This is a genomic window from Maribacter sp. 1_2014MBL_MicDiv, assembly GCF_001865655.1.
GTDB lineage: Bacteria > Bacteroidota > Bacteroidia > Flavobacteriales > Flavobacteriaceae > Maribacter > Maribacter dokdonensis.
Window position 1 is genome coordinate 4,128,658 of sequence record NZ_CP011318.1, and the last position, 26,281, is coordinate 4,154,938.

At 35.9% G+C, this 26,281-nt stretch carries 19 protein-coding genes; 17 read left to right on the forward strand and 2 right to left on the reverse strand.

Annotation, left to right across the window (positions count from 1 at the left end; translation table 11 throughout):
* Position 1 precedes the first annotated feature (1 nt).
* The gene (locus YQ22_RS17465) at positions 2–841 is read left to right on the forward strand and encodes an aminotransferase class IV (RefSeq protein WP_071342217.1); all 840 of its coding nucleotides are present in this window, start codon (positions 2–4) and stop codon (positions 839–841) included.
* Positions 842–845: 4 nt separating this feature from the next.
* On the opposite strand, the gene YQ22_RS17470 is transcribed toward YQ22_RS17465, so the two are convergent.
* On the reverse strand, positions 846–1,688 hold the full coding sequence (locus YQ22_RS17470) for a hypothetical protein (RefSeq protein ID WP_071342218.1): 843 nt from the start codon (positions 1,686–1,688) through the stop codon (positions 846–848).
* Between the two features lie 284 nt (positions 1,689–1,972).
* On the opposite strand from YQ22_RS17470, the gene YQ22_RS17475 reads away from it, so the two are divergent.
* Complete coding sequence (locus YQ22_RS17475) at positions 1,973–2,164, forward strand: cold-shock protein (RefSeq protein WP_027067037.1); 192 nt, start codon at positions 1,973–1,975, stop codon at positions 2,162–2,164.
* A gap of 57 nt (positions 2,165–2,221) precedes the next feature.
* Here YQ22_RS17475 and YQ22_RS17480 read toward each other — a convergent pair whose 3' ends face one another.
* Complete coding sequence (locus YQ22_RS17480) at positions 2,222–2,977, reverse strand: helix-turn-helix domain-containing protein (RefSeq protein ID WP_071342219.1); 756 nt, start codon at positions 2,975–2,977, stop codon at positions 2,222–2,224.
* Between the two features lie 244 nt (positions 2,978–3,221).
* Here YQ22_RS17480 and YQ22_RS17485 point away from each other — a divergent pair, with 244 nt between their 5' ends.
* The 15 genes from YQ22_RS17485 to YQ22_RS17555 all read left to right on the forward strand — a co-directional run bounded on the left by YQ22_RS17485 (position 3,222) and on the right by YQ22_RS17555 (position 26,276).
* The gene (locus YQ22_RS17485; RefSeq protein ID WP_058102732.1) at positions 3,222–3,617 is read left to right on the forward strand and encodes a molecular chaperone Tir; all 396 of its coding nucleotides are present in this window, start codon (positions 3,222–3,224) and stop codon (positions 3,615–3,617) included.
* Positions 3,618–3,630: 13 nt separating this feature from the next.
* Complete coding sequence (locus YQ22_RS17490) at positions 3,631–4,344, forward strand: PspA/IM30 family protein (RefSeq protein ID WP_071342639.1); 714 nt, start codon at positions 3,631–3,633, stop codon at positions 4,342–4,344.
* A 4-nt stretch (positions 4,345–4,348) separates the two neighbouring features.
* A complete protein-coding gene (locus tag YQ22_RS17495) occupies positions 4,349–5,053 on the forward strand; it encodes an OB-fold-containig protein (RefSeq protein ID WP_071342220.1) in 705 nt (234 codons plus the stop codon).
* A 14-nt stretch (positions 5,054–5,067) separates the two neighbouring features.
* Positions 5,068–7,134 (forward strand): flotillin family protein, encoded by a 2,067-nt coding sequence (locus YQ22_RS17500; protein WP_058102734.1) that lies wholly within the window; start codon positions 5,068–5,070, stop codon positions 7,132–7,134.
* A 59-nt stretch (positions 7,135–7,193) separates the two neighbouring features.
* Complete coding sequence (locus YQ22_RS17505; protein WP_071342221.1) at positions 7,194–12,083, forward strand: DNA repair ATPase; 4,890 nt, start codon at positions 7,194–7,196, stop codon at positions 12,081–12,083.
* Between the two features lie 96 nt (positions 12,084–12,179).
* Positions 12,180–12,626 carry a KTSC domain-containing protein gene (locus YQ22_RS17510; RefSeq protein WP_071342222.1) on the forward strand — a complete coding sequence of 149 codons (447 nt, stop codon included), beginning with the start codon at positions 12,180–12,182 and terminating at the stop codon, positions 12,624–12,626.
* 27 nt (positions 12,627–12,653) lie between these two features.
* A complete protein-coding gene (locus YQ22_RS17515; protein WP_071342223.1) occupies positions 12,654–13,955 on the forward strand; it encodes a DEAD/DEAH box helicase in 1,302 nt (433 codons plus the stop codon).
* A 37-nt stretch (positions 13,956–13,992) separates the two neighbouring features.
* The gene (locus tag YQ22_RS17520; RefSeq protein WP_071342224.1) at positions 13,993–15,543 is read left to right on the forward strand and encodes an SDR family NAD(P)-dependent oxidoreductase; all 1,551 of its coding nucleotides are present in this window, start codon (positions 13,993–13,995) and stop codon (positions 15,541–15,543) included.
* A gap of 37 nt (positions 15,544–15,580) precedes the next feature.
* Positions 15,581–16,516, forward strand: a complete 936-nt coding sequence (locus YQ22_RS17525; RefSeq protein ID WP_071342225.1) for a DUF1963 domain-containing protein — start codon at positions 15,581–15,583, stop codon at positions 16,514–16,516.
* Between the two features lie 281 nt (positions 16,517–16,797).
* On the forward strand, positions 16,798–18,684 hold the full coding sequence (locus YQ22_RS17530) for a hypothetical protein (RefSeq protein ID WP_198033495.1): 1,887 nt from the start codon (positions 16,798–16,800) through the stop codon (positions 18,682–18,684).
* Positions 18,685–18,687: 3 nt separating this feature from the next.
* Positions 18,688–19,521 (forward strand): DUF2490 domain-containing protein, encoded by an 834-nt coding sequence (locus YQ22_RS17535; RefSeq protein ID WP_083414290.1) that lies wholly within the window; start codon positions 18,688–18,690, stop codon positions 19,519–19,521.
* Between the two features lie 23 nt (positions 19,522–19,544).
* Positions 19,545–20,396: an MORN repeat-containing protein gene (locus YQ22_RS17540; RefSeq protein ID WP_071342227.1), complete on the forward strand. Its 852-nt coding sequence runs from the start codon at positions 19,545–19,547 to the stop codon at positions 20,394–20,396.
* Positions 20,397–20,566: 170 nt separating this feature from the next.
* Positions 20,567–23,563, forward strand: coding sequence for a WD40/YVTN/BNR-like repeat-containing protein (locus YQ22_RS17545; RefSeq protein WP_071342228.1), 2,997 nt, complete (start codon positions 20,567–20,569; stop codon positions 23,561–23,563).
* 158 nt (positions 23,564–23,721) lie between these two features.
* Positions 23,722–25,053, forward strand: a complete 1,332-nt coding sequence (locus YQ22_RS17550; protein ID WP_083414291.1) for a TolC family protein — start codon at positions 23,722–23,724, stop codon at positions 25,051–25,053.
* A 5-nt stretch (positions 25,054–25,058) separates the two neighbouring features.
* Positions 25,059–26,276, forward strand: coding sequence for an efflux RND transporter periplasmic adaptor subunit (locus tag YQ22_RS17555; RefSeq protein ID WP_071342229.1), 1,218 nt, complete (start codon positions 25,059–25,061; stop codon positions 26,274–26,276).
* The last annotated feature ends 5 nt before the right edge of the window (positions 26,277–26,281 follow it).

Below are 26,281 nucleotides of genomic sequence, written 5' to 3' on the forward strand. Positions count from 1 at the left end.
AATGGCATATCCAAACAAGGTTTATTTAAACGGAAATATTGTAGATGCAGAGGAAGCAAAAATATCTGTATTCGACCGCGGATTTATTTTTGGTGACGGATTGTACGAAGTTATGGTACAGATCAATGGCTCTTTCTTCTACGAGAAAGAACATTTAGAACGGCTACAATACGGTTTACAAGCAATCAACATAGATTTTGATACAGCCATTCTTAAAAAAGAAATACCCAAATTATTACATGCTGCTCAGTTGTCAGCTATTGACTGTATGTTGTATATACAGATTACTAGGGGAGTAGCTCCAAGGCAACACTCTTTTCCGCAACAATGTCAACCTACGGTAATAATGTATGCTATACCAAAAGTATTACCTGTTATCAATGAAATTAATGCCAAGGTAATAACCAGAAAAGATTTTAGATGGTCTCGTTGCGATATTAAAATGACCTCCCTTTTAGGCAATGTTATGCTTAATGAAGAAGCTATGCAGCATGAATGCTACGAAACTATTTTACATAGAAACGGAGTTTATACAGAAGCCTCGCATAGCAATGTATTCTTTGTTAAAGAAGGCGTGGTTTATACACATAAGGCAAATGAACATATTCTTAACGGAATTACTAGGATAGTGGTCATTGAACTTTGTAATTCGCTAGGCATACCTTTAAAAGAAGAAGCTATTGCAGTTGAAGAAATTGAACATATTAATGAAGCCTTCTTAACAGGAACCAGCACCCAAATAGCCTCAATTCAACAGATTGATGATAAATTACTATACTCGGAAAATAAAAAAGGCCCCATTACAAAAAAACTGCAGGAGGCCTTTTTAAAACTTAAGTAGCTAATTATTTTACTTGAAAATAATCGAAGAACTGATCGGTATCCTTTATTTCCATTAAACCAAGTATATAACATACCTCACTTAAATCCGAAAAATCAAGACCACCCTCATCTACGCTTTCATTTAAATATCTGCCATCTTTTCCATTATACTGATTGCCAAGTCGAATTGCCGTATTCCAAATGTTGGTTAATTTTTCATCATTGATTTTAGTCTCCCAAGCTACTTTACCATCAGATTTTAAACCAGGTGTACCATTACCAACAGCATTGCCATCAGCAATTTTGTGAAAATCCGTAACCGTTTGTGTGTATTTAAGCTTTGTAGGTTCTGTTACGGATTCGTTCCAATCACTATGCTGTACCACATGAATATGTTCTTTTATTTTAATTGACGGATTTTGATTTGATATTTGCTTTACCCAATCTGCCGTAAAATCTGACTGACCTGCTTCGGCTACCCAAACATCGCCACCATTTTTAATAGTCTTTACCACTAATTTTGCAACTCTAGCTACAGATGCTTCCCATTCTTTATCAGCATCTGTCCAATTATTTTTAAATGCCATTTTCATTAATTCGTTTGGCGGAACGTAAAGTCCTTCTTGAATACCATAAGAACCAGCAACAGCATAGTAATTTAAATGCTTATAATCCGGGTGATTTAAAAGCGTAGCTAATCCCGCAGCTGTATGTAAATCATCAATATCCGTCTTGCAATCTAACTGTACCAATAATAAATCTTTAGAGATATCATAATTTGGTTTTTGTGCTGTCAAACAAAAGCTAAATAGTAAAATGCAAGTAATACCTGATATGGCTTTCTTAAAGTCAAATGTGTTTTTCATGTTGTTGAATGCTATGAGTTGATTTTTTTTGTTGTTTCTACTAATGTATCAATATTTATAATAGCGTAATTGATGATTTTCTCATAAATCATGAAATAAACAGCATCAGACATAAACAAAAAAGATGCTCAATTTAGTTTTCCAGAGAGTAAATGATTCATTTTGAGCACAAAACTCATAAAGTATTCACAAAAAAAGAATATAAGTGATCAATAACCGCTCATTGTCAACTATTGGCGTCATCTTTGTTCACTAATAAGTATTATAAATTAAATTACATTACAATGAGTAAAGGAACAGTAAAATTTTTCAACGACACAAAAGGTTTCGGTTTTATCACTGAAGAAGGAGTTGAGAAAGATCACTTTGTACACATTTCTGGGTTGATCGACGAAATTCGCGAAGGCGATGAAGTTGAATTTGAACTTAAAGAAGGTAACAAAGGTTTAAACGCAGTGAACGTTAAAGTTATCTAAGACATATATACATTCAAGTTTAAGAAAAAGCCCTCTACTATTAGAGGGCATTTTTTATTATCGCTCATTTTTAAGTCTATCAAAATCTTTCTCTAATTGAAATAACTTTTCTTCTATGTTAAAATTGGTCTCTGGCAGTCTATGATAGAAAACGTATCGTACACGCCACATTTCCTTAATCTCCTTTAATTGGAGTACTACATCATCCACATTTTTATGATCCGCCCGTAACACAAAACTATCATTGGTAATAAACAATCTCCTTAAAATGATTTCATTTTCTGTTACCGTAAAAACCAAGGTGCCATTATTAAGTTTTGAATATACCGTTGGCGGCACCCATTCCCCAATAGCAATATCCTTAGGGAACATTCCTAGTTCATTTCTACTCATTTCTAAATTTTGAACGGTGTATGCCCTAAATTTTTTATCTGGATTTATAGGTAATGATAAAAAAGGGAGGTCTTGTATGTAAGAATCCTTGCTGAGATACTTTATATAATCGGTCTGATTCACAGCTGTAATACAAGGTACTTTAATAAAGAATTCTTGCTCACCAAGGTCTTGCTCAACAGTTAAATTACCTTTGAACTTTAATAAATTATTTACCGTTAATTCGGTTGTTAGCAAGTCATCTATAGGAATGCTAAAATAATTAGCAATTTTTATCAATGTTTCTAGTTTTGGCTCACTTCTCCCTTCTTCATAAGCACCCAAAGTACCTCTTTTTAAGTCGAATAGCTCTGCAAATGCTTGTTGACTAAGACTTTTTAAACTTCTTATTTTCCTAATATTTTTACCGAAATACGACATTTTTTTGCTAATTAAATTTGCAAATGATAAATATTTATTTATATTTGTCTAACAAAATTAGCAATAAATATTTGAATTGCTATTATTTTGAGCTATTAATTTTTGTTTAACCAATTTTAAAAACTCAATATCATGTTCGTCGCAGTTATTTACATTTTAGCGCTCCTATTATCAATTTAGGATTACGCACCAATATTATTTTGTATTATTGAATTTAAGAATCCACTTACAAAAACCAACACAAATGAAAAACCACTTTAATATAACCAGAGATTACCTGCTTGAACTGAATTTTAATATTGTAAAGGAGAATAGGGCAGACGGAATTATGGTTGTTGAGAAAGAAGATTCTGGAATAAAAAATTTGATTTTGGGAGTATCGCCTCCAATTTTGATTATGGAACAGTTTATATTCTCCGTTCACAATCAATCTGAAAAAATCTTTAAAAGCTTACTTCAGAAGAATAGAGATATCATTCACGGCGCTTTTGTTTTAGATGAAACTGCAAACCGCGTCATATTCAGGGACACCTTACAAATTGAGAATATGGATTTGAACGAGTTTGAAGCCAGTCTTAATTCATTAAGCTTACTTATGAGTGAATACTCGGACAAAATCATTGAATTTTCTAAATATTAAAAACAATAAAATCATGAATATATTTAAAAGACTATTTAAAATAGGAGAGGCTGAAACCAATTCGGCTATTGACAAAATGGAAGATCCCATTAAGATGACGGAGCAAGGCATTAGGGACATGAAATTAGACTTAGAAAAAAGTTTAGAGGCCCTGGCACAAGTAAAAGCACTTGCTATACGTTCTAAGAACGATCAAGACGTTTATAAGAACAAAGCCAAGGAATATCAAGATAAAGCTATTATCATTCTAAAGAAGGCCAACAGCAAAGAATTGGATGCTGCCGAAGCGGACAGACTGGCAAAAGAAGCTCTAATGCAGAAAGAGAGCAATGAGAAACAATTAGAGGCTACCAAGGTAGAAACTGAAAAGTTTGAGGCTAATGTAAGTCAAATGCAAGGCAACGTTGAAGCGCTAAAGGCGAATATAAATAATTGGGAAAACGAACTTAAAACGTTAAAAGCACGTGTTAAAGTGAGTAATGCTACCAAAAATTTAAATAAGCAAATGGCAGAGTTAGACAGTAGTGGCACGGTTTCTATGCTTGAGCGTATGAAAGAAAAAATAGCGCAAGAAGAGGCCTTGGCCGAAGCGTATGGTGATATTGCCAATGCTAGTAAATCTATTGATGAAGAACTAGATAAAGCTGCAGATACCACTGAAGCCGCTGCAGATGACGAACTTCAAAAATTAAAAGAACAATTAGGGTTCACAAAAACCAAAAAATAAGAATTTGAATCAACTAACCGACATATTATTTTCTGAAGTAAACATTACGCTGACCGTACTGTTGATACTTCTAATTGTCTACTGGATCATTACCATGATCGGTGGTCTTGATTATGACCTTGATGTAGATATAGAGGTAGATGCAGATATAGATTTTGATGCCGGTATTGAAGGCGGAAATCTAGATTTTGAGGACATTTCAAATGCAGAGGTCAATAAAGACGATGTAATAGGTAAGAAGCGCAAACCCTTAAAAAAGTGGCAAATTTTTCTCATTTATTTCAACTTTGTTGGTTTACCGTTCATGTTCACCTTTACCTTCTGGATTTTCGTTTGGTGGTTTGCTACTACCATACTTACAACACTTACAGGTACTTATGAAAACTACATTGGTTTTATCATAATGATTGCGGTTCTTATTCCTGCTTTGTTTATCAATAAAATTCTTACTATACCGTTTAAAGGATTTTTTAAGCAATTGAATAAGGATGGTGACGCCCCAGTGGATTTTTTGGGGAGACAAGCAATTATGTTATCCAGTATTAGTGAAGATAAACTGGGTAATGCAGAAGTAAAAGCTGATGGTAACAGTCATTCTATTTACGTAAAATCGTTAGACCGTAAACCTTTGCCCTATGGCAGTTCTGTACTTATTATTAAAAGATCTGCGGATCACACACACTTTTTAGTTCAATCTTATAATCAATAAATCTTAAATCATTTATGGAATCCATCTTTTCAATTATTGGTATAGGTCTAGGAGTTCTCCTTTTCCTTATCATCGTTTATTTTGCAATTATTGCCATGTTCTACAAAAAGGTTCATCAAGGTCAAGCCTTGGTAAGAACTGGTTTTGGTGGCACAAAGGTAGCCACCGATAAAGGTCTTTATGTGGTTCCTGTTTTTCACCGTGTAGAGGTAATGGATATCTCGGTAAAGAAAATTCAAATAGAAAGACTGGCTACAGAAGGTCTTATCTGTAAGGATAATATGCGTGCAGATATTAAAGTGGCGTTCTTTGTTAGGGTAAACAATGAGGTTGACCTTATTAAAAAGGTAGCACAGACTATTGGTGTACAAAGAGCCTCTAGACAAGAGACGCTTGAAGAACTTTTTGAAGCCAAATTCTCTGAAGCTTTAAAGACCGTGGGTAAAAAATTCGATTTTATTCAACTGTATGAAGCCCGTAGGGAGTTTAGAGATGAAATTGTAGATATTATTGGTATTGACCTAAACGGCTATACTTTAGAGGATTGTGCCATTGATTACTTGGAACAAACTGCTGTTGCCCATTTAAAGGCCGATAATATTTTAGATGCTGAAGGTATCAAAAAAATTACCGATCTAACCGCTGCACAAAACATTAAAGCGAATCTTATTAAGCGCGATGAGGAGAAAATAATCCGTAAACAAGATGTTGAAGCTCGTGAGGCTATTCTTGAGCTGGACAAGCAATTAGCGGAAAAAGAGGAGCAACAAAAAAGAGAAATCTCTAACATAAAGTCTCGCGAAGAAGCAGAAACTTTAAAAGTAGCCGAAGAAGAGCGTTTAAAGTCTGAAACCGCACGTATTGCAACACAAGAAAAGGTAAAGGTTGCCGAAGAGAATATGGAGCGACAAATTATTGTAGCGTTGAAAAATAAACAACGTACAGATGCTGTTGAAACCGAAAGAGTTGAAAAAGACCGTTTATTAGAGGCTACGGAAAGAGAGCGAGTTGTTACCCTGGCTCAAATAGAGAAAGAGAAAGTAGTAGAAGTTGAGAAAAAGAATATTCAAGATGTTATTCGTGATCGTGTTACCCTAGAAAAAGGAGTAGTGGAAGAGCAGGAGAACATGAAAGACATTGAAGCTTTCAAGACTGCAGATCGTGAAAAACAAGTTAAGATCACCATTGCTGAAGCTAATGCACAAGAAGATTTGATCAAAACGATCAAAGCGGCCGAGGCTCAAAAAGAAGCAGCTAAGCAAAAAGCGGAGGAAATCAATATTGAAGCCCTAGCACATAAAGAAGCTAGTGAGAAAGAAGCAGAAGCACGTAAGATTTTGGCTGAAGCACAAGCTAAAGAAGAAGCTACCGTTGGTATGTCAGAAGCACAAGTAATGCATGCCAAGGCAGATGCCTATGAGCGTGAAGGTGTTGTTCAGGCGCTTATCATTGAGAAAAAGGCAAAAGCAGAGGCTGCAGGTATTGAGGCTAAAGCGGAAGCAAAACGTAAAGATGGTTTAGCGGAAGCAGATGTAATTAAAGAGAAAGCCTTAGCAGATGCTGCCGGTATAGAAGAAAAAGCGAATGCCATGAAGAAATTAGATGGTGTTGGTAAAGAGCATGAAGAGTTCAAGCTGCGTTTAGACAAAGAATTACAAATTGACCTGGCTCAAATTAATATCCAGAAAGATATTGCCGATGCTCAAGCACAAGTTATTGGAGATGCATTAAAAGCTGCCAAAATTGATATTGTTGGTGGTGAAACAATGTTCTTTGACCAGATTATCGGGCAAATTACCAAAGGTAAAGGTTATGACAGGCTCGTAGCTAACAGTACCAACATTCAAGATGTAAAAGATGCTATTTTAGGTAGTGATGACGTAAAGGGCAACCTTTTGGAAAAGGTGAAAGAATTTGCTGATAAATATGGTATTTCTTCAGATGATCTTAAGAATTTAACCATTGCAAATTTATTGATGGACCTAAAATCCAAGTCCAGCGATAATGATGAGCAAACCTTGTTCAGCAATTTATTCAACCTTGCCAAAGGTTTAGGAATGAGTGATAAGAAATTGCGTTAACACCAAAGCTTATTACTTCAACTAAATTAATAATGTAATTTAAAAGCCTAAGAATTTTTATGGCAGAGCATACCCAAACAGACACTACGGAAGAGCATGTATTGGACGGTGGCACATATGATGTTATCAAAAATAGATTACAGAAGCAAAAAGAGCTGTTACAGAACAAGTTAATTGACCTTAACAATGACAGAAAAACAGTTTTTGGTTCATTGGAGACCAAGCTTATTGCTAATGACCGGATCAATACGGAGAACAACTGTATTGCACGGGATATTGTTTCTTTTGGCAATACGTGTCTGTTTGGTTATAATGTTCATTTTGGGCTAAGGACGGACATCAACATTAAAGATGTTTTTAGTTGTTATCACTTTGAGGACAATAGCTTTAAGGCAATAGACCTTGGTCTTTTAGAGGATGATACTTTTAAAACAGATTTCACCAATCTGTACAAATATTACAGGAATACGATATTCTCCAATTTTGCCATCATTGGTAATTATCTACATATGGTCTTTCGTTTAAGCGATAGCCCTACAGATATAAAAACCTTTAAATGGTTATTGGTCAACAACACCTTAAAATATGTTGACAACAGAAGTGAACATGAATATAAATTTCCTGTTCAGCAAGAATTTAAGTGGCAAGAGGCAAGTAGGGACATGCACCGCTATGGTGTGCACTCACATGTTTCTATTAAAGATCGTGTATTTGTTGAAACCATTGGTGGTGACCTAACCATTAAAATTGAAGATAATACCGAAGAAGGCAAAGGTATTTTTGATGAACCTGTTGAGTATGTAGACCAGACTTTAGATGATGGTCAGTATCGTTTTGGAGATTTAGGAAACTTGTTGGTTTTAGAAATAAAACCATTTCAGGAGTTGCCTCGTTATTTTGTCTTTAACGATAAAATGAAAGAGGTACAGAAAATAGAATCTGTAAAAGATGCCTGTATTCTTCTTCCCGATGATCAAGGAATCATTTTCCCAACCGGATATTATTTACAAACCGGAGAATATCACATTTTTGACAATGCTATACCGAATGTAAAATTTCAGCAACGCATTGTATCGCCTAACGGTGAAGATTTTCTTTACGTATTTTATGCAGCCAATGAAGGACTTTATAATCTGATGTCCTTCAACATCATTAGTCAAGTTATAAAAACACCAATAATTTGTAACGGATTTACCATTTTAGAAAATGGTGAACTATGCTATTTTAAGACGGAGCAGGAGCAGACGAAACACCACGTGGTACAAATTTGGCAAACTCCTTATTTGAAAGGTGATTATATGCCATCGCAACATGAAGATACTTTGTTGTACAAAATTGGCAATAAGGACATTGTGCGGGCAATGGCTGAAGTAAACAGCTTAATTACCTTGCTGAACAAAAATGACAACTATGCGGGTCTCTACAGTGATATCGCCAAGTTTTCAAAAGATATTATAGATGCATATTACTGGTTGCCAGAACCGGAAACGCATCAACTTAATATTCCTATAGAGGAAATCAACAAAGCTTCCAATGCCGCTATAGATGAATTTGAGAAGGTTGTACAGCTTCGTAAAAACGCTCAAAATCAATCTAAGGAAATTCAAAAAAACTCATCGGAACTATTCAATAAAATTAAAAGCACATCTTTTAAAAGTATTGATGAATTCGTAGCACTTTTAACGCGTTTACGATCCACTAGGGGTGAGGTCATTTCGCTAAAAGAGGTTAGATATATTGACCTGGAATTTCTTAAATCATTAGAAGAAGAAATTGAAGCTCAAACTAAAAAAATATCTGAGCGCTGCGTACAGTTTTTATTGAATCCGAATGCCTTACAACCTTACCATAAAGCTCTAGAAGAAAAAAAGAGTTTTATAGATACCGTTGAAAAGGTAATAGAAGCCAAGAAAAAGGAAGAGGAAATCAATGAAATCAGTACCGATCTTGAAATGTTGATTGATATTGTTTCAAATTTAGAGATAGAGGATACTGCACATTCCACTAAAATAATAGATGATATATCGTTGATTTTTTCCACGATAAATGAGCTAAAGGCGGCTTTAAAGAACAAAAGAAATTCTTTGGGCATATCTGAAGCAAAGGCAGAATTTGCCGCTCAATTAAAGTTGATTGATCAAAGTATCATCAATTATATTGACATGGCAACCACTCCTGAGAAGTGCGATGAATATCAAACCAAAACATCTATTCAACTCGAGGAGCTTGAGGGCAAATTCACGGATTTTGAAGAATTTATTGAAATCATCATTGAAAAAAGAGAAGAGGTGTACGCCGCTTTTGATGCCCGAAAAAATTCCTTAATTGAAAAACGAAATAAGAAGTCAAGCGCATTGACCAATGCTTCTAAACGTATTTTAAAAGGAGTTCAAAAGAAGGCACAGAGTTTTAATACTGCGGTTGAAATCAACGGGTATTTTGCATCGGACCTAATGATCAATAAGCTTCGCGACATCATTACCCAACTGCAGGAGTTAGATGATAGTGGCAAGGCTGAAGAGATAGAGACCCAACTTAAAACTGCCCGAGAGGATGCACTTAGAAAGTTAAAGGATAAACTTGACCTTTATGAAGATGGCGACAGTGTCATAAGGTTAGGAAAGCACAAATTTGGTGTTAACAAGCAGCAATTGGATTTAACCATTGTTTTTCATGACAATGAACTAAATTATCATTTAACGGGGACCGATTTCTACAAACAATTGGATAATGAGGAGTTTGTAAACAATAGGCATTTATGGAACCAAGAGTACGTATCTGAAACCGATGAAATCTATAGAGGTGCCTACTTAGCCTATAAACTGTTTTCTAATTTTAGCGAAGATGAATTACTATCGCTAAATGATGAAGAATTATTGAAGGTTGTTCAAGAACAGAGTAGAAATGACTATTCTGAAGGTTATGTAAAAGGTGTTCATGATGTAGATGCATCAAGATTATTAAAGTTATTGGTTCATAAGCATCATGAATTAGGTTTGCTTACTTACCGACCAGAAATAAGAGGATATGCCCAATTTTTCTGGAACAGTTTAAATGAAGAGGTGAAAAACGAGTTGGATAAAAGTCTAAAAACAGCAGGTGAGGTTCTACAGTACTTTCCAACATCTAACGAATATTCTTCTGTCGTTGAAAAAATACAGGGTTTAGTAGCTCAATTTGGAGAAAATACTGCCCTCTATGACCCATTGCTGAGTGAAGATATTGCTTCCTATATATTTGAAGAACTTAAATCTGATTCTGAGTTTGTTTACAGCAGTGTGGCAATACAATTGAAAGAAGACTTTATAAAATTCCTAAAATCACAACAGGCAGATTTAAAATTTAAAAAGAGCATTGAAGATACGGTTAGTTTAGAGGACAAAGTTCGTTTAGCTAAACAATGGGTGGCCGCATTCTTAAAAACCAAAGAAAAAGAAAGCCAAGGAATAGATCTTAAAAGATATACGCTTGAAATTGTTGGGGCTTTATTGTTCAGAGATGAATCCACCTCAAAAATTAAATCTGTTTCACCTAACGAAACCATTAAAGAATTAAGAGGCTCCCATACCACCATAAACAATGGTACGTATATCTTTAATTACCATGATTTTATTTCTAGAATGAGATTGTTCGTAACCAGTGAGGTACCGGCATTTCAAAAATTTAAAAAGACCAAATTAGAAATAACGGAGCAACTTAAAAATGATTTAAAACTAGAAGAGTTTAAACCTAGGGTGCTTACTTCTTTTGTGCGTAATAAGTTGATCGACCAAGTGTATTTCCCCATTTTCGGTAATAACCTGGCAAAACAGCTAGGTACGGTTGGCGTCAATAAACGTACCGATAGAATGGGTATGTTGCTTTTAATATCTCCGCCTGGTTACGGAAAAACCACGTTAATGGAATATATAGCCAACAGATTGGGCTTAATATTCGTAAAAATTAACGGTCCGGCAATTGGTCATGAAGTCACCAACGTAGACCCCGCATCTGCAAATAATAGTGCGGCAAGGGAAGAACTAAAAAAGCTGAACTTGGCTTTTGAAATGGGAAACAATGTTATGTTATATTTAGATGACATTCAACACTGTAACCCAGAATTTCTTCAGAAATTTATTTCTTTATCAGATGGTACCCGTAAAATAGAAGGGGTTTATGACAATGAACCTAAAACCTATGATTTAAGGGGCAAAAAGTTCTGTGTGATTATGGCGGGTAACCCTTATACGGAAAGTGGAGAGAAATTTAAGATTCCAGATATGTTGGCAAATCGTGCAGATATCTATAACCTTGGTGATATCATCGGAGAAACCGAACATCTTTTCAGATTGAGTTTAATTGAAAACTCGCTCACTGCAAACCCCATTTTACAACAATTGGCAAGCAAGGAGTTTGAAGATGTCTATACCTTGGTCAACCAAATAGAATCTAAAACGGATGAAGGTCAACTAAAAGGAAACCATTCCAGTCAAGAGGTTGAGGAATATAAAAAAGTATTGGAAAAGGTTCTTAAGGTTAGAGATGTGCTCTTAAAGGTTAATGCCACCTATATTAAAAGTGCAGCTATGCAAGATGAATACCGAACCGAACCTGCTTTTAAACTACAAGGTTCCTATAGGGATATGAACAAACTTGTTGCCCAAATTGTTCCAATAATGAACGATAAGGAATTAAACACCTTATTACGATCTCATTATGAAAATGAAGCACAGACACTTACCGGGTCAGCAGAGGCTAATTTATTGAAATACAACGAATTAATCGGACAGCTTTCTATAGATGAAAATGAAAGATGGTCTGACATAAAAGAGCAGTTTGTAAAGAATAATAAAATCAAAGGTTTTGGCAATGCCAACGAAATGGCTCAGGTTTTATCGCAAATGATGGAGTTTTCAGAAAATCTTGCCGGTATTAAGTCGGTCTTACAAAACGGACTTAAAAAAGACTAGCTGAATTAAAACCCTTCTATTTTTCGTTATTTCAAGATCTTATAGGTGTTCACATAAAAATAAGACGTAGTTTCGCAGCCGCAAAAAAGCTGTGTTATGAAACGTATCAACGAATACAAAAAACTTTTTGGGGTAGAGAAGGAAATTGAACTTAAAGTCTTAAAAACCAAGTACAGAAACTTGGTTAAAGAATGGCATCCAGATAAATTTCAAGAGGGTGATGAAAAGAGGGAAGAGGCAGAAGTGCAAAGTCGTAGAATTATTGACGGCTACCACTTTCTAGTAAGTATTGCTCCCGAAACTAAAGAAGCCAATAAAGAAGCTTACGAAGAAAGCATTACTTCTGGCATTGCAGATTTTCAACATAACGGTCTTGTTTTAGAAGTTACTTTTGTTGATGGTGCTACGTACGAATATTTTGGAGTTACAAAACCTATCTTCCAAAAGATGATCAATGCCAACAAATTAAACAGATTTGCTAAAAGAAGTATTTTTCCAAATTACTTATACAGAAAATCTAAACGAGATCTTCAAGAAGCATAATATCATATTTTTAAAGGGTTATAACGCATGAAAAATCAAAAGGATATTTTATCAAAATTGAATATCAATGCGCTAAACCCTATGCAAGAATTGGCGTTGGAAACCATTTCTTCGTCAGACAACACCATATTACTTTCACCCACGGGTACTGGTAAAACCTTGGCGTTTCTATTACCGGTCCTAGACCTTTTAGACCCAAACAATCCTGAAGTGCAAGTGCTCATTTTAGTGCCATCTCGTGAGCTGGCCATTCAAATAGAGCAAGTGCTGCGTGATATGGGTACCGGTTTTAAGGTAAATGCCATTTATGGCGGTAGGGCAATGTCCAAGGACAAGATTGAACTAAAACATACACCTGCCATTTTAATTGGTACACCTGGTAGAATTTTAGATCATTTTATGGCAGATCGTTTCACCAAAGACCATATTAATACGCTTGTACTTGATGAGTTTGATAAATCGCTCGAAGTTGGTTTTGAAGAGCAAATGACAGAAATTTTGCTAGAATTGCCAAACCTTAAAAAGCGCATTCTTACCTCTGCGACCGAGGGCGTTAAAATCCCAAAATTTGTGGGTATGGAAAATCCAAGAAGAATTAATTTTCTAAAAAAAGAAATTCCATCACAGTTAACCATTAGCACTGTTGTTTCCAAAGAAAAAGACAAACTGAACACTTTGGTTCAGTTACTTGAATTTATTGGTGAAGAACCTGGCATTATTTTCTGTAATTACAAGGATAGTATTGAAAGTGTAAGCGTTTTTTTAAGCGAACAAGGTATTTTGCACGAATGCTTTTCTGGTGGTATGGAACAACGTGATCGCGAACGTGCGCTTATTAAATTCAGAAATGGCAGTAGCAGAATTTTGGTGGCAACTGATCTTGCTGCTAGGGGCATTGACATTACCGAAATAAAATTCATTGTTCATTACGAATTACCACATCGTATAGAAGAGTTTACCCACCGTAATGGTAGAACTGCGCGTGTAAATGAATTGGGAACAGCCTATGTTTTAAAATGGGATAAGGAAAAATTACCCGAGTTTATGGAAGCATCGACCCCAATTAAAATAAATACCTCAAAAAGATTAGGTGATCCGTTTTGGGAAACCTTATTTATTTCTGGCGGAAGAAAAGATAAAATATCCAAAGGTGATATTGCGGGACTTTTCTTTAAACTAGGCGACTTAAATAGAGACCAATTGGGAGATATAGAACTAAAGCAAGATTGCGCTTTTGTTGCGGTACCTAAAAGTCTATCAAAAGAACTTGCGAATAAATTGAACAACACCCGATTAAAAAAGAAGAAAGTACGCATTACCGTACTTTAAGCATTGTTAGTATTTTTGTCCTTATTAAGGTAGTATCATGAAGGAAGAACAGCAGTATAAAGAAACAGAAATCGACTTAAACGAGATTGAAAGTTGTATTGACATTTTAAATCGTTTGGTAAACGACACCAACCAGATTTTTGAAATTCCCGAAGATAGACGTATTGCCTTAATTAAAGCTGCCGGTCAATTATCTCGCCCTAGCAAACAAGAATTTGCTAAACGGGTAAAGGACGCCAAACGAAATGAAAAAAGAAAGCAGGCTGTTCGTGACAAACATGCCCGTAAAGAAACCGGAATTCGTAGTGCGCGTGAAGCCCATGTCTTTGTTGCGCCAAAATTACTACCTGCAGCCGAATTGGCCAGTAAAGATTTGCCGGAGCTTACTACCCCTCGCAATTGTTATGTTTGTAAGACCGAGTTTACAAAGCTTCACCATTTTTATGATACCATGTGTACAGATTGTGGCGATTTCAACTATGCCAAAAGATTTCAGACTGCAAATGTTAAAGGTCAGGTAGCGGTGATTACCGGTTCACGTTTAAAAATTGGTTATCATATTACCTTAATGTTACTTCGTGGAGGCGCAACGGTCATTGCTACCACACGTTTTCCTGTAGATTCTGCATTACGTTTTTCCAAAGAGGAAGATTTTATGGAGTGGGGGCACCGACTTAAAATTCATGGTCTAGACTTGCGCCATATACCCAGTGTAGAAATCTTCTGCAATTTTGTGGAACAGCAATATGACAAACTTGATATCTTGATCAACAATGCTGCGCAAACAGTGCGTAGACCAGCAGGATTCTACCATCACTTAATGGAGAACGAGGAGCGTGAATTCTCATCGTTACCAAAATTTGCCCAAATGGTTTTAAGCGACCATGAAAGTTGTTTGGAAGAGCTTAAAACATTCAGCTCAAAAGCATCACCAAATCAAAACATGCCGGTTACATGGCACGGACCAGAACCTGGTATTGGTTTAAGAGCTTCCGCTCAACTATCACAAATACCGTATAGTTTTGACAATGCATTGGTTACCCAGGAGGTTTTCCCAACTGGCGAATTAGATGCCGATCTTCAACAAGTAGATTTACGTAAAACCAACAGTTGGCGACTAAAATTAGGAGAGATAGAAACTACTGAAATGATCGAGGTTCAATTGGTCAACTCCGTTGCACCTTTTGTACTGTGCAATCGTTTGGCTGAAATGATGAAAAAAGAAAATACCGGTCAAAAACATATTATCAACGTTACGGCCATGGAAGGTAAATTCCACCGTTTCTTTAAGGAATCGCGCCATCCGCATACCAATATGGCGAAGGCCGCATTGAATATGTTAACGCATACCGCAGCTGGCGAACTTGCAAAAGATGGTATTTTCATGAACGCTGTGGATACTGGCTGGGTTACCGATGAGGATCCAGCGGAATTAGCGAAAAAGAAACAAGAAGTACACGATTTTCAGCCTCCGCTAGATATTGTTGATGGTGCAGCCAGAGTTATGGATCCATTATTTGACGGTATAAATACCGGTAAGCATTGGTGTGGCAAATTTTTAAAGGATTACTTCCCAATTGATTGGTAGACAACTACTTTTATCTTTTTGAAAAAAATGTCATTAAATGAGTAAAAGAAATAATAGCTACCTTTATTTAGTTATTATTTTATATTCCATTATGGGTAACAGTCAAGACAACTTGTCAAAGATCAAAAATGAAATACTAAACTCAGATTTTAATGTTCCTTATAGCTGTAAAATAGAACTTAGTGAATTGATTCAACCTACTGTGGGTGTAAAAACAATAGCTAAAGATGATAAGGATATCAATATAGGTTCATCAAAAATTGGAGGTAAACCAGATTTACCCATTAACTTCAATTGGCCCAAAATGGACAATGAGTTTCTTACTTTTTGTGCTCAATACAACTTAGAGGAAATCAATATTTATGATGTCTCTAACAAATTACCAGCTACCGGAATAATTTATGTTTTTATTTATATTGATAAAGAATGGCCAGGTTTCCTAAACAAGAAAAATTCTTATAAAGTTATTTTTCAAGAAAGCACAGACGAATTAATTAGAACAGAATTTCCCTTGAATTACTTCAGTGAAGGAATTTTTGAACCCTCCAAGATTGAATATTTTGAATCGTATACCATGCCTGATGATGAGAGTATTATCTTGAAAAATTTTCAAGATAGTTATGAATATTTTCATGATTTCTATGATTCTACCTACGAATATATACAACATTTAACTGAGTTAGATATAGATAGTTTTCATCAAGTATTAGGTTATGATCGTTCAATTCAATCTAGTGTAACATATAGTTTTGCGGAAATTGAATTAGAAATTACTTCACAAGATGAATGGAATACTAAAAAGTCTGAAATTTTAGAGTTATCTAAAAAATACCAATTACTTCTACAACTTGAAACTGATGGCAATAACTTAGATAAGTTTGGTGGCAGTTCTACTATTTACTTCGGAATTGGCCCTAAAGATCTAAAAATGAAAAATTTCGATAACGTTATTATGGCTTTTCAGGGTACTTAATATCCAAATTTGGATAAAACAGTACATTAGCATTGATAGGAATTAATGGTACAGGTCTTTTTTTGCATACTTTTTCATAATATTATTGAGACTTCCGTAATTTTTATAGCTTTTATTGCTTCATTCTGAATAGATCAAAAACTTTTAATAAAAAGTTAAAAATCATACGGTTCTAATTTACTAGTCTGAATCTATTTTCGTTTTTTTGCGGCATGATTAGGCTAACTATCAACCCATTACTATTATTTATTGTATGCTGTTGTTTCAGTATTACAAATTTGTTGAATGCCCAAGAGGTCAAAAATTACAACGGACCGTTACAAATTGGCAAATACAACGGTAAGGCAACCTACACGTATAAAATTGTTGATAACGACACAGTACTGGAAGGCGACTTTTTAGTGTTACGCTCCAATCTTCAAGAGCTTTTACAAAAACAAGATTACTCTTTTCAATTTAAAGGTAGCTTTGTGGATGGTACGGCCAATGGTCCATGGAAATTTCAATTTGGGGAATTCAACTCCAAAAGCCAATCTGAAGTTATTGATTATCAATACCGTGTATTGGTTAGTGGTGTTCAAAAAACTTCTACGGGAAAAATAAAGATGGGCAAACCAAATGGTGAGTGGACCATTTTAGAAGAGCAGATCGAAGATTCCGAAATTTCAGAAACCTTATTTAAAAGTGTCATTACTTTTGATGACGGGGTGCCCCAGCAAAATTTCAGTATCAATAATGAAGATTACACCTTAGTTGGTAGGTTTTTAAGGGATGGTGTGGCACATGATGAGTGGTCTTTATTTCCAACTAACGGAATTGACCAATCTGAAAGCTGGTTTTTTAAAGATGGTCTATTACAGTCTATACGTGTAGATGATGATAATGAACATAAGACCATAACCGCATTTAAAGATTATTCCGGCGAAACGAAAATTATAAATTTAGATGCCTCTTATATTGCTGCACTTGATATTCAGTTTTCTCAAGAAGATGTCAATACACTTCATCAAAACAATCTACCTAAGTTATTAAAACAAAATGCTTTGCGCTATCAAGAAATAGACGATATTTTATCAGCGTTGGGTAAATCTGATTTTCTTCCGGAGTTTAAGGTAAAGGTGCCTTATTACCCATTAGATTCATTAGAAAGAGATGAAATTGATAGTACGGTAGCATATTATAAAAAAGCGAGGGAATTAAGTGAATCCATCCTACATAACTCACAATTGAATATTTTAAAGCTGTCAGATGAAACTACAGCATATCAATACAACACGGTACTTCAAATAAAGAAGGATTTTTTAACGCCTATTCAAGAAATGGTACGCTATGATTCTTTATCCATTTTAGAATATACTTCACGTAAACAATTATTGGATCACGTATTTGCAGAGGATTTACCTAAACCTAAAATGACCATTGCTATTGAGATGGATAGTATCACCTCTACAAGAGAGTATACAATACCTACTTCAACTGTACCTTCTTCTGATGCTACTAGTACTTCTTATATTAAAACCATTACCAAAATGGGATATGATGGTATACAGGCCATTGCAAACGAAGTAAAAGAAACCCTTGCTCAGGAAAAAAGACAGAATGAACTGGCTAATCTTGAAGAGGAAATTATTGTTCAAAACGATTCTTTAGTGATGTTCATTGATTCTATGGGAACCAGCCTTCCTGTAAACTATTTATCCGCCTTACGTCAATTAAAGTCTTTTGCGAGCGCTACGCTGAACGATTATTCTAAAGTAAAATCTGCCCAAAACAGATTAACCGCGGCTAGAAGTACGCTTACCTGTTTAAAGAATTTAAATGAATTATCCGTTACAGTATCCAACATGCCCACATTTAAAAGTACCATACAAGATTCATATACCGATCGTATTTGGAATCCGTTTATGGCAACCTTAATGGATGAAGACATTAAAAAGAGAATAACATCTGCTTACACTAAAATTCTGGAACCCTATTTCTTAAAGCAAATAGAACAATCGCTCACATGTGAAAACACCTTCAATTTAAATGAGCATATTAACGCCACTTACCATACGGTAATAATGCTAAAGGATAAGGATACCAAAAAGCTGGAACGTAAACTGAAAAAAGAAAAGGACCCTTCAGTAATTTTAGAAATGTTGAATGTACAAAACACAAAGCAATAGTCTATGAAATCGTTTGGTGCATACATAATAAAAGGATTGTTTTTGTTTTGCTTTCTAACAGCATTCCATGGTATTTCACAAGAAGAGGAGCCAGAGGTGTTACCCGAGTATTCTAAGTATAAGGACCTCACTACTAAAACCTGGATCAATACATACGGAAACATACGTATTGGCAAACGCTTGTTTTGGGATGCCCAAACACACTTAAGACTTGAAGAAACAGAAGCTACACCTTTTGTAGGTCAGGTAGCCCAAGTCTATAACAGACATGCTATAGGGTATATACATTCTAAATATTTCAATGTACGTTTAGGTGGTGTGCTCCGATTGAATTTTAATACTGATGAATCTTCAACTGATCGTAATTTAGTGCCCGAATGGCGTATTTGGCATCAGTATCAATTTGCACAGGCTTTGGAAAGTATGATGATTTATCACCGTATTCGTATAGAGCATAGATGGACCCAAGGTTTTGCCGAGAATAGCGAGTATATTTTTAGAAATAGATGGCGTTACATGTTCAGAATGAAAATTCCATTGAACAATCACAAGTTAAAACCAAAAACATTGTACGTAGCTCCAGAGGCAGAATTGATCATGCAAAGTGGAAAAGCGGTAGTAGCCAGCCCTATGGAAGATTTACGACTTACAACTACCTTAGGATATATACTAACACCTAGGTTGACCGTGGCTGCGGGTGCCATGTATTCCCAAGGCCAAGATTTAGCCAATGGTGGATTTTTTAAACATAGTTGGGCCATGCGCTTTCATGTATACTTCTCTCCAGATTTTAGAAAGGTTAAGAACAAACTTCCAGAAATTCATTTAACGGACTAGATAGGTACCGCAATTAAAAGAGTATGAAGAAAAAGGATATTACACTTTACGGCTTACTTGCCATACTTACTGTATTGGTAATTTATTTTGGCATAAAATCTAATTCGCTTCAAAATGAAATCGGTGAGAGTAGTAAGGCAAAAGAAGAACTAGATGTATTGGTTACTGGCAATAAAGAGTTAATGGCCATTGATTCCGTACTTATTGAAGGTGATTATAACAAGGCTATTGCTTCATACAATTCTACCCTAGAAAATCATGAAGAACTGAATTCTGTTATTCCTTTAAGAATTGCACTTGCAGAAAAACTTATGCAGAATGATAGCAGAGCAAAACTTGAAATAAACCAAACTGACCTTTTAAAAGATTCCGTTGCCGTCAACCCAATTAGTCAAACGGAAATTAGGAGTATTGACTCCTTAAGTTTTGCCCTGGAGAAAGCACGTGTACAATTGAACAATATGCGTAAGCAATTGAACAATAAATCCTTTGGTGAATATCTTAGTTTTAGCACAAAGAAGGGAACTGCATTGCATTATGTAGGTCAAGTAAAAAACAACAAGGCCAACGGCTCAGGTATTGCGCTTTTGGAAACCGGCAGTAGGTATGAAGGGCAATGGAAAGACAATGCTCGTGAAGGATACGGTACATTTTACTGGCCAGATGGCGAATATTACATTGGCAGCTATGAAAATGATATGCGTAGTGGAGAAGGTACCTATTTTTGGCCCAATGGAGATAAATACAAAGGTCAATGGAAAGATGACAAACGAAACGGAAAAGGAATTTTTCATTCAAAAGAAGGCTCCGTTATCAGTGGTATCTGGGAAAACGATAAACTTAAAGATTCAGGCAAAAAAGAAAAGAAACAATAAGTTTCTGATTTTACCCGCTTAATAGTTTTAGGTAAAATAGCCATTGCTTACCATATGAATCTCAATTTATCCGTTGGATACTATCAAAATCATAAAAATTACATTAGCGGTATGTTTTGCGTTTAGGTTTAAGTAACTTTAGGTTTTAACCAACCTATCTGTACACTACAATGAAAACGCTATTTCGTTACCTTACTTCCGTATCGTTTATTTTACTTACCACAACACTTTTATCCCAAGACTTTTCTGCACTGGAATATAGAACTATTGGTCCACAAAGAGGTGGTCGTGTAACTACTGTTACAGGTACACCCATGTTACCAGGTACCTTCTATTTAGGTGCATCCGGTGCTGGTGTATGGAAAACCGATGATTACGGTACAACTTGGAACAATATATCCGATGGATTTTTCGATACTCCCTCCATAGGTGCCATTGAAGTTGCGCTAAACGACCCTAATATTATATATGTTGGTACAGGTTCTGATGGATTACGAAGTAATATCATTAGTGGAAAAGGCATGTACAAATCTATAGACGGTGGTAAAACCTGGAGTCATATAGGACTTGAAAATGCAGGACAGATCGGAGCGGTAGAAATTGACCCTACCAATAGTAATGTGGTTTGGGTGGCCGCTATTGGTAATGCATTCAAGGCAAATGAAGAACGTGGTATTTACAAAACAGTGGATGGTGGAACTACTTGGACAAAAATGTTGCATATATCCAATACTACAGGATTTGCCGATCTAGAATTGTTACCGGGCAATCCTAATGTGGTTTACGCTGCCGCATGGAAAGCACAACGAACTCCGTGGACCATCATCTCTGGTGGTGAAAATAAAGAAGGTGGTATTTATAAATCGGTCAATGGAGGTAAGGACTGGATAAAACTGGAAGAGGGACTACCACAGGGTTTGATCGGAAAAATAGATTTAGCCGTATCCCCCGTGGATTCAAGTATTCTCTATGCAGTAATTGAAGCTCCTGGTGATGAGGGCGGAGTATACAAATCTATTGATCAGGGTAAAAGTTTTGTACAGACATCAAGCAATAAAGGTCTTGTAAATAGACCTTTTTATTACACTAATATTGAACTAGACCCTACAAACCCTGATATTGTCTATTCCAATGCCAATCCGCTTTTAAAATCTACAGATGGTGGAAAATCATGGACAATGATGTCCGTACCACATGGTGACAATCATGATATCTGGTTGAACCCAAACAATCCAGATTTGTTGATTCAATGTAATGACGGCGGTGCCAATGTTTCTCATAACGGAGGTAAAACCTGGTCTTCTCAATTCAATCAACCTACCGCAGAAATCTATCAAGTTGCTGTGGATGATCAATATCCATATTGGATCTATGGCGCGCAACAAGATAATACAACGATAGCCATACCTAGTTCTGCTCCAAGTGCCACAGCTGTACAAGGAAGCTCACAGACCATGATAGATGTAGGTGGTTGTGAAACCGGACCCACTATTCCTAAACCTGGTAATCACAATATTGTTTACAATAACTGTAAAGGTCGTTTTAGTGTTTATAACAAGATTACGGGAGTTGGCAGGGAATACTCCATTGGAGCATCCAACATCTATGGGCATAATCCTAAAGACCTAAAATATAGATTTCAAAGGGTAGCACCAATTCATGTCTCACCACATGATCCAGATGTTGTTTATATGGGCTCACAGTTTGTACATAAGACCAGAAATGACGGGGTTATTTGGGAAACAATCTCGCCAGATTTAACCGCTTTTGAGGCCGACAAACAAGTAAACTCGGGGAGCCCGATCACTAGGGATATCACAGGTGAAGAATATTACAGCACCTTATATTCTATTAGGGAATCTAAAATAAAAGAAGGATTGATTTGGACAGGCTCCAACGACGGCGTAGTTTCTTTAACGCAAGATGGCGGACAAACTTGGACGAACGTAACGCCTAAGAAAATGCTAATAGGGGGTAGAGTGGAATCTATTGAGCCATCTCAATTTAATCCCGCGAAAGCGTATATCTCCGTTGACAGACATTTGTTGGGGGATACTACTCCATATTTCTATAAAACGGAAGATTATGGTAAAACTTGGGAGTTGTTGACCAACGGAATTCCGTCTGACTATACCAGCAAAGTATTACGCGAAGACCCTGTTCAAGAAGGGCTATTGTTTGCAGGTACTGAATATGGAATGTTCGTATCCATGAACGATGGTAAAAATTGGAAGCCGTTTCAACAGAACTTGCCCGTAACACCAATTACCGATATTACAATTTATAGAGGTGATTTAGTTTTAAGCACCATGGGCCGCGGCTTTTGGGTATTGGACAACATCACCAGTTTAAGAAATAATGCAATATCATCGTTAAAAGATACCCCTGTATTATTTCAACCGGATAATACAATCAGATACCGTACACCTAGAAGATCAAAAGGATTTCCTGATTATTCTTCAACTGGGGTACTTATAGATTACTACTTACCAAAAGATGGTAAAAACAATGTACAATTAGAAATATTGGATGCCAGCAAACAAACTATCGCCACTATTAGCAGTGATTCCACTAAAACAAAATCCACAAAAGAAGAAGTGGACAATATGAGTTTAAGCATGTCTTTCAGTTATTTTGATAATACGTTGAATACTAAAAAAGGCATTAACAGATTTCAATGGGATATGCGCCAAAAAGGAGCATGGAGTGATAAGGCTTCCAGAAGTTACAAAAATGGACCTATGGTACCACCAGGTAATTATACTGTAAAATTAACGGTTGATAATGAATCATTTGAGCAGCCATTTGAAATTTTAGTGGACCCACGATTAGCCGATGAAGGTATTGACGAAAAAATTATTGCTGAGCATTTAGCATTTGAATATAAAGTACTGGATTTATTGACCGACGCCAGAAAATTTCAATCGAAATTAGAGGCTGAAATCAAAAAAAGTAAAGGGGACAGAAAAGAGTCTTTAGAAAGCGTATTAAAAGCCATTAAGAATGATGAAGGAGCGTATCCACAGCAGATGTTAGTACCACAAATAGCATATTTATCATATATCGTTGGGGGTGCAGATAAAATACCCGGTAACGAAGAGGTTGAACGCTTAAAAGATTTAGAACAACAATTACAGGCGGTTAAACAAAAGGCTCAACTTAACTAATTACATATTGGCAATTGTTGAAATATTCGGCAATTGCCAAAAAAATTCGTCGATAAAATTTTACTTTCCGTATAAACAAAAAAGGTAGACTTCTATTCCTTTTTAGTAAAGAAGTGTAAAGTTTCACTTTTGAGGTGTTAATTAAAAACACACCTTAAATGAAACAATTTATAATCATAGCTAGCATTTTATTTGCTCACTTTGGTTTTGCTCAAGATGTTAAAACAAATTCCTCATCAAAAATATGGTCTTTAGAAGACTGTATTGAATATGCCATTGAAAACAATATTACCGTAAAAGATGCTGATTTGAACACAAGCATTTCAGAGGTAGATTATAGCGCGGCAAAATCAGCAAAACTTCCTAATCTTTTTGGTAGTGCTTCTCAAAATTTTTCTAGCGGTACATCTATAGACCCTATTACCAGCGACTATGTTTCTGATCAGATCCATAGTACCAATTTAGGTATCAATAGTTCTGTAACACTTTTTCAAGGAAATCAGTTAACCAATCAAGTAAAACAGAATAAGCTTTTAATAGAACAGAATAGCTTATTGGCGCAAGAAGCAAAAAACAACATTGTTATCAGTATTCTTGAATCATACTTACAAACCTTATTCAGTAAGGAAGGTATTACCATTGCCGAGAATAATTTAGATGCATCTGAAAAAGAAGTGCTAAGGGCTAAATCTAGATTAGATGCAGGTACTATTGCCTTAAGTGATTATACTGAAGCGCAAAGTCAGGCAGCAACCAACAAATACAATGTTATTGCCGCAAAAAATGATTACGAGCTTAATATCATTGATTTAAAGCAATTACTGGAGCTATCTCCTTTAGAGGACTTAGAAATTGAAACAGTTGATGAAAATCAAGATTTACTTCACCTTGAATTAAATAGAGAAGCTATTTATACCAATGCGCTTTCGTACCTGCCGGAAGTAGAAGCCAGTAACACCAATATTCTGATCAACGAAAAAGAGTTGGAAATCGCCAAAGGTGGTTACTTACCTACATTATCGTTAACAGGGAGTCTTGGTTCCGGATATACCAGTATTAGCGACAATACTTTTTATGATCAATTGGATGTCAACTTTAACCAAAGATTGGGCTTAAGCTTAAATATTCCAATTTTTAATAGAAACCAGACAAAGTCTGCTGTACAGACGGCAATTTTTAATATTGAAAAAGCTGAAATACAAAAGCAAACGGTAGAAAAAGAGGTCATTAAAAAGGTGGAAACCGCTTACCAGAACGCACTTTCTTCACAAGAACAATTGGTAGCTGCAGAGGCGTCACAAGAAGCCGCTGAACAATCTTATAATCTTGCACAAAAGAAATACGAGTTGGGAGATTTAAGTACTACGGATCTTGTAATTAGCCAAAACACTTACACCAATGCCCAACAGAATTACCTACAATCAAAATATCTAAACATACTATACCATCAATTATTACAATTCTATCAAGGAAACGAAATTAAACTTTAATCAAAATGAAAAATAAAAACAAAATCATAATAGGCGGTATTGCATTAGTGATCGTAGCCCTTGTAGCTTACAGTTTTATGAAAGGCGACGACAGTACTGCTATTGAGGCAAAAACAGTTTTGGCCAAAAAAGGAGATGTAACCACTATGGTAACGGCTACAGGTACCATAGAACCCATTAACCAGGTTGATGTAGGTACACAAGTATCCGGTGTGGTAGAGAAAATATATGTGGATTACAATAGCGAAGTCAAAGAAGGGCAACTTATTGCCGAATTAGATAAGACCAACCTTAAAGCGGCTACCGTGCAAGCTCAAGCATCATATGACAACGCAGTTAGTAACCGTAATTATTTACAGACCATTTATGAAAGACAAAAAACATTATATGACAATCAGGTCATCAGTAAGTCTGATTTTGACGATGCCGTTTACAATTATGAAACTGCAAAAGGTACGGTTACACAGCGTTTATCCGACTTACAACAGGCGAGAACAAATTTAGGTTATGCCAATATTTACTCACCAATAGATGGAGTTATACTTTCAAGAGATATTGAAGAAGGACAAACGGTAGCGGCAAGTTATAGTACTCCTACATTATTTACCATAGCACAAGATTTAAAGGAGATGCAAGTTGAAGCAGATGTTGATGAGGCTGATATAGGAGTGGTAGAAGAGGGGCAGCGTGTAAGCTTTACTGTTGATGCATACCAAGGCCAAGAATTTGAAGGCACGGTTACACAAGTAAGATTAGACCCAACCATTACTTCAAATGTAGTTACATATACCGTGGTGATAAAAGCGGATAACCCTGACTTAAGATTAAAACCCGGACTTACGGCTACGATTTCCATTTACACTTTAGAGTTAAAAGATGTGCTATCGGTAGAAGCTAAGGCCATCAATTTTAAACCCACGCCACCTGAAATGATGGTTTATAATGAACAGGAAAACTTAGCTATGGAAAGACCTCAAGGTGGACCTAATAATTCTGATGAAGGCTCTACAAAGGTATGGGTTATGGAATCTAATGGCGCTATTTCGCCTAAGGAAGTGACCTTAGGGGCAAGTGATGGGGTAAACGTACAAGTTTTAAGTGGTATTAATGAGGGTGATAAATTGGTGTACAACTTAAAATCTGAATCCACAATAACTGGTCCGCTGACCGGAAACTCAGAAGAAAGTCCGTTTATGCCAAAACCACCGGGAGGTAAAAGATAAAGATC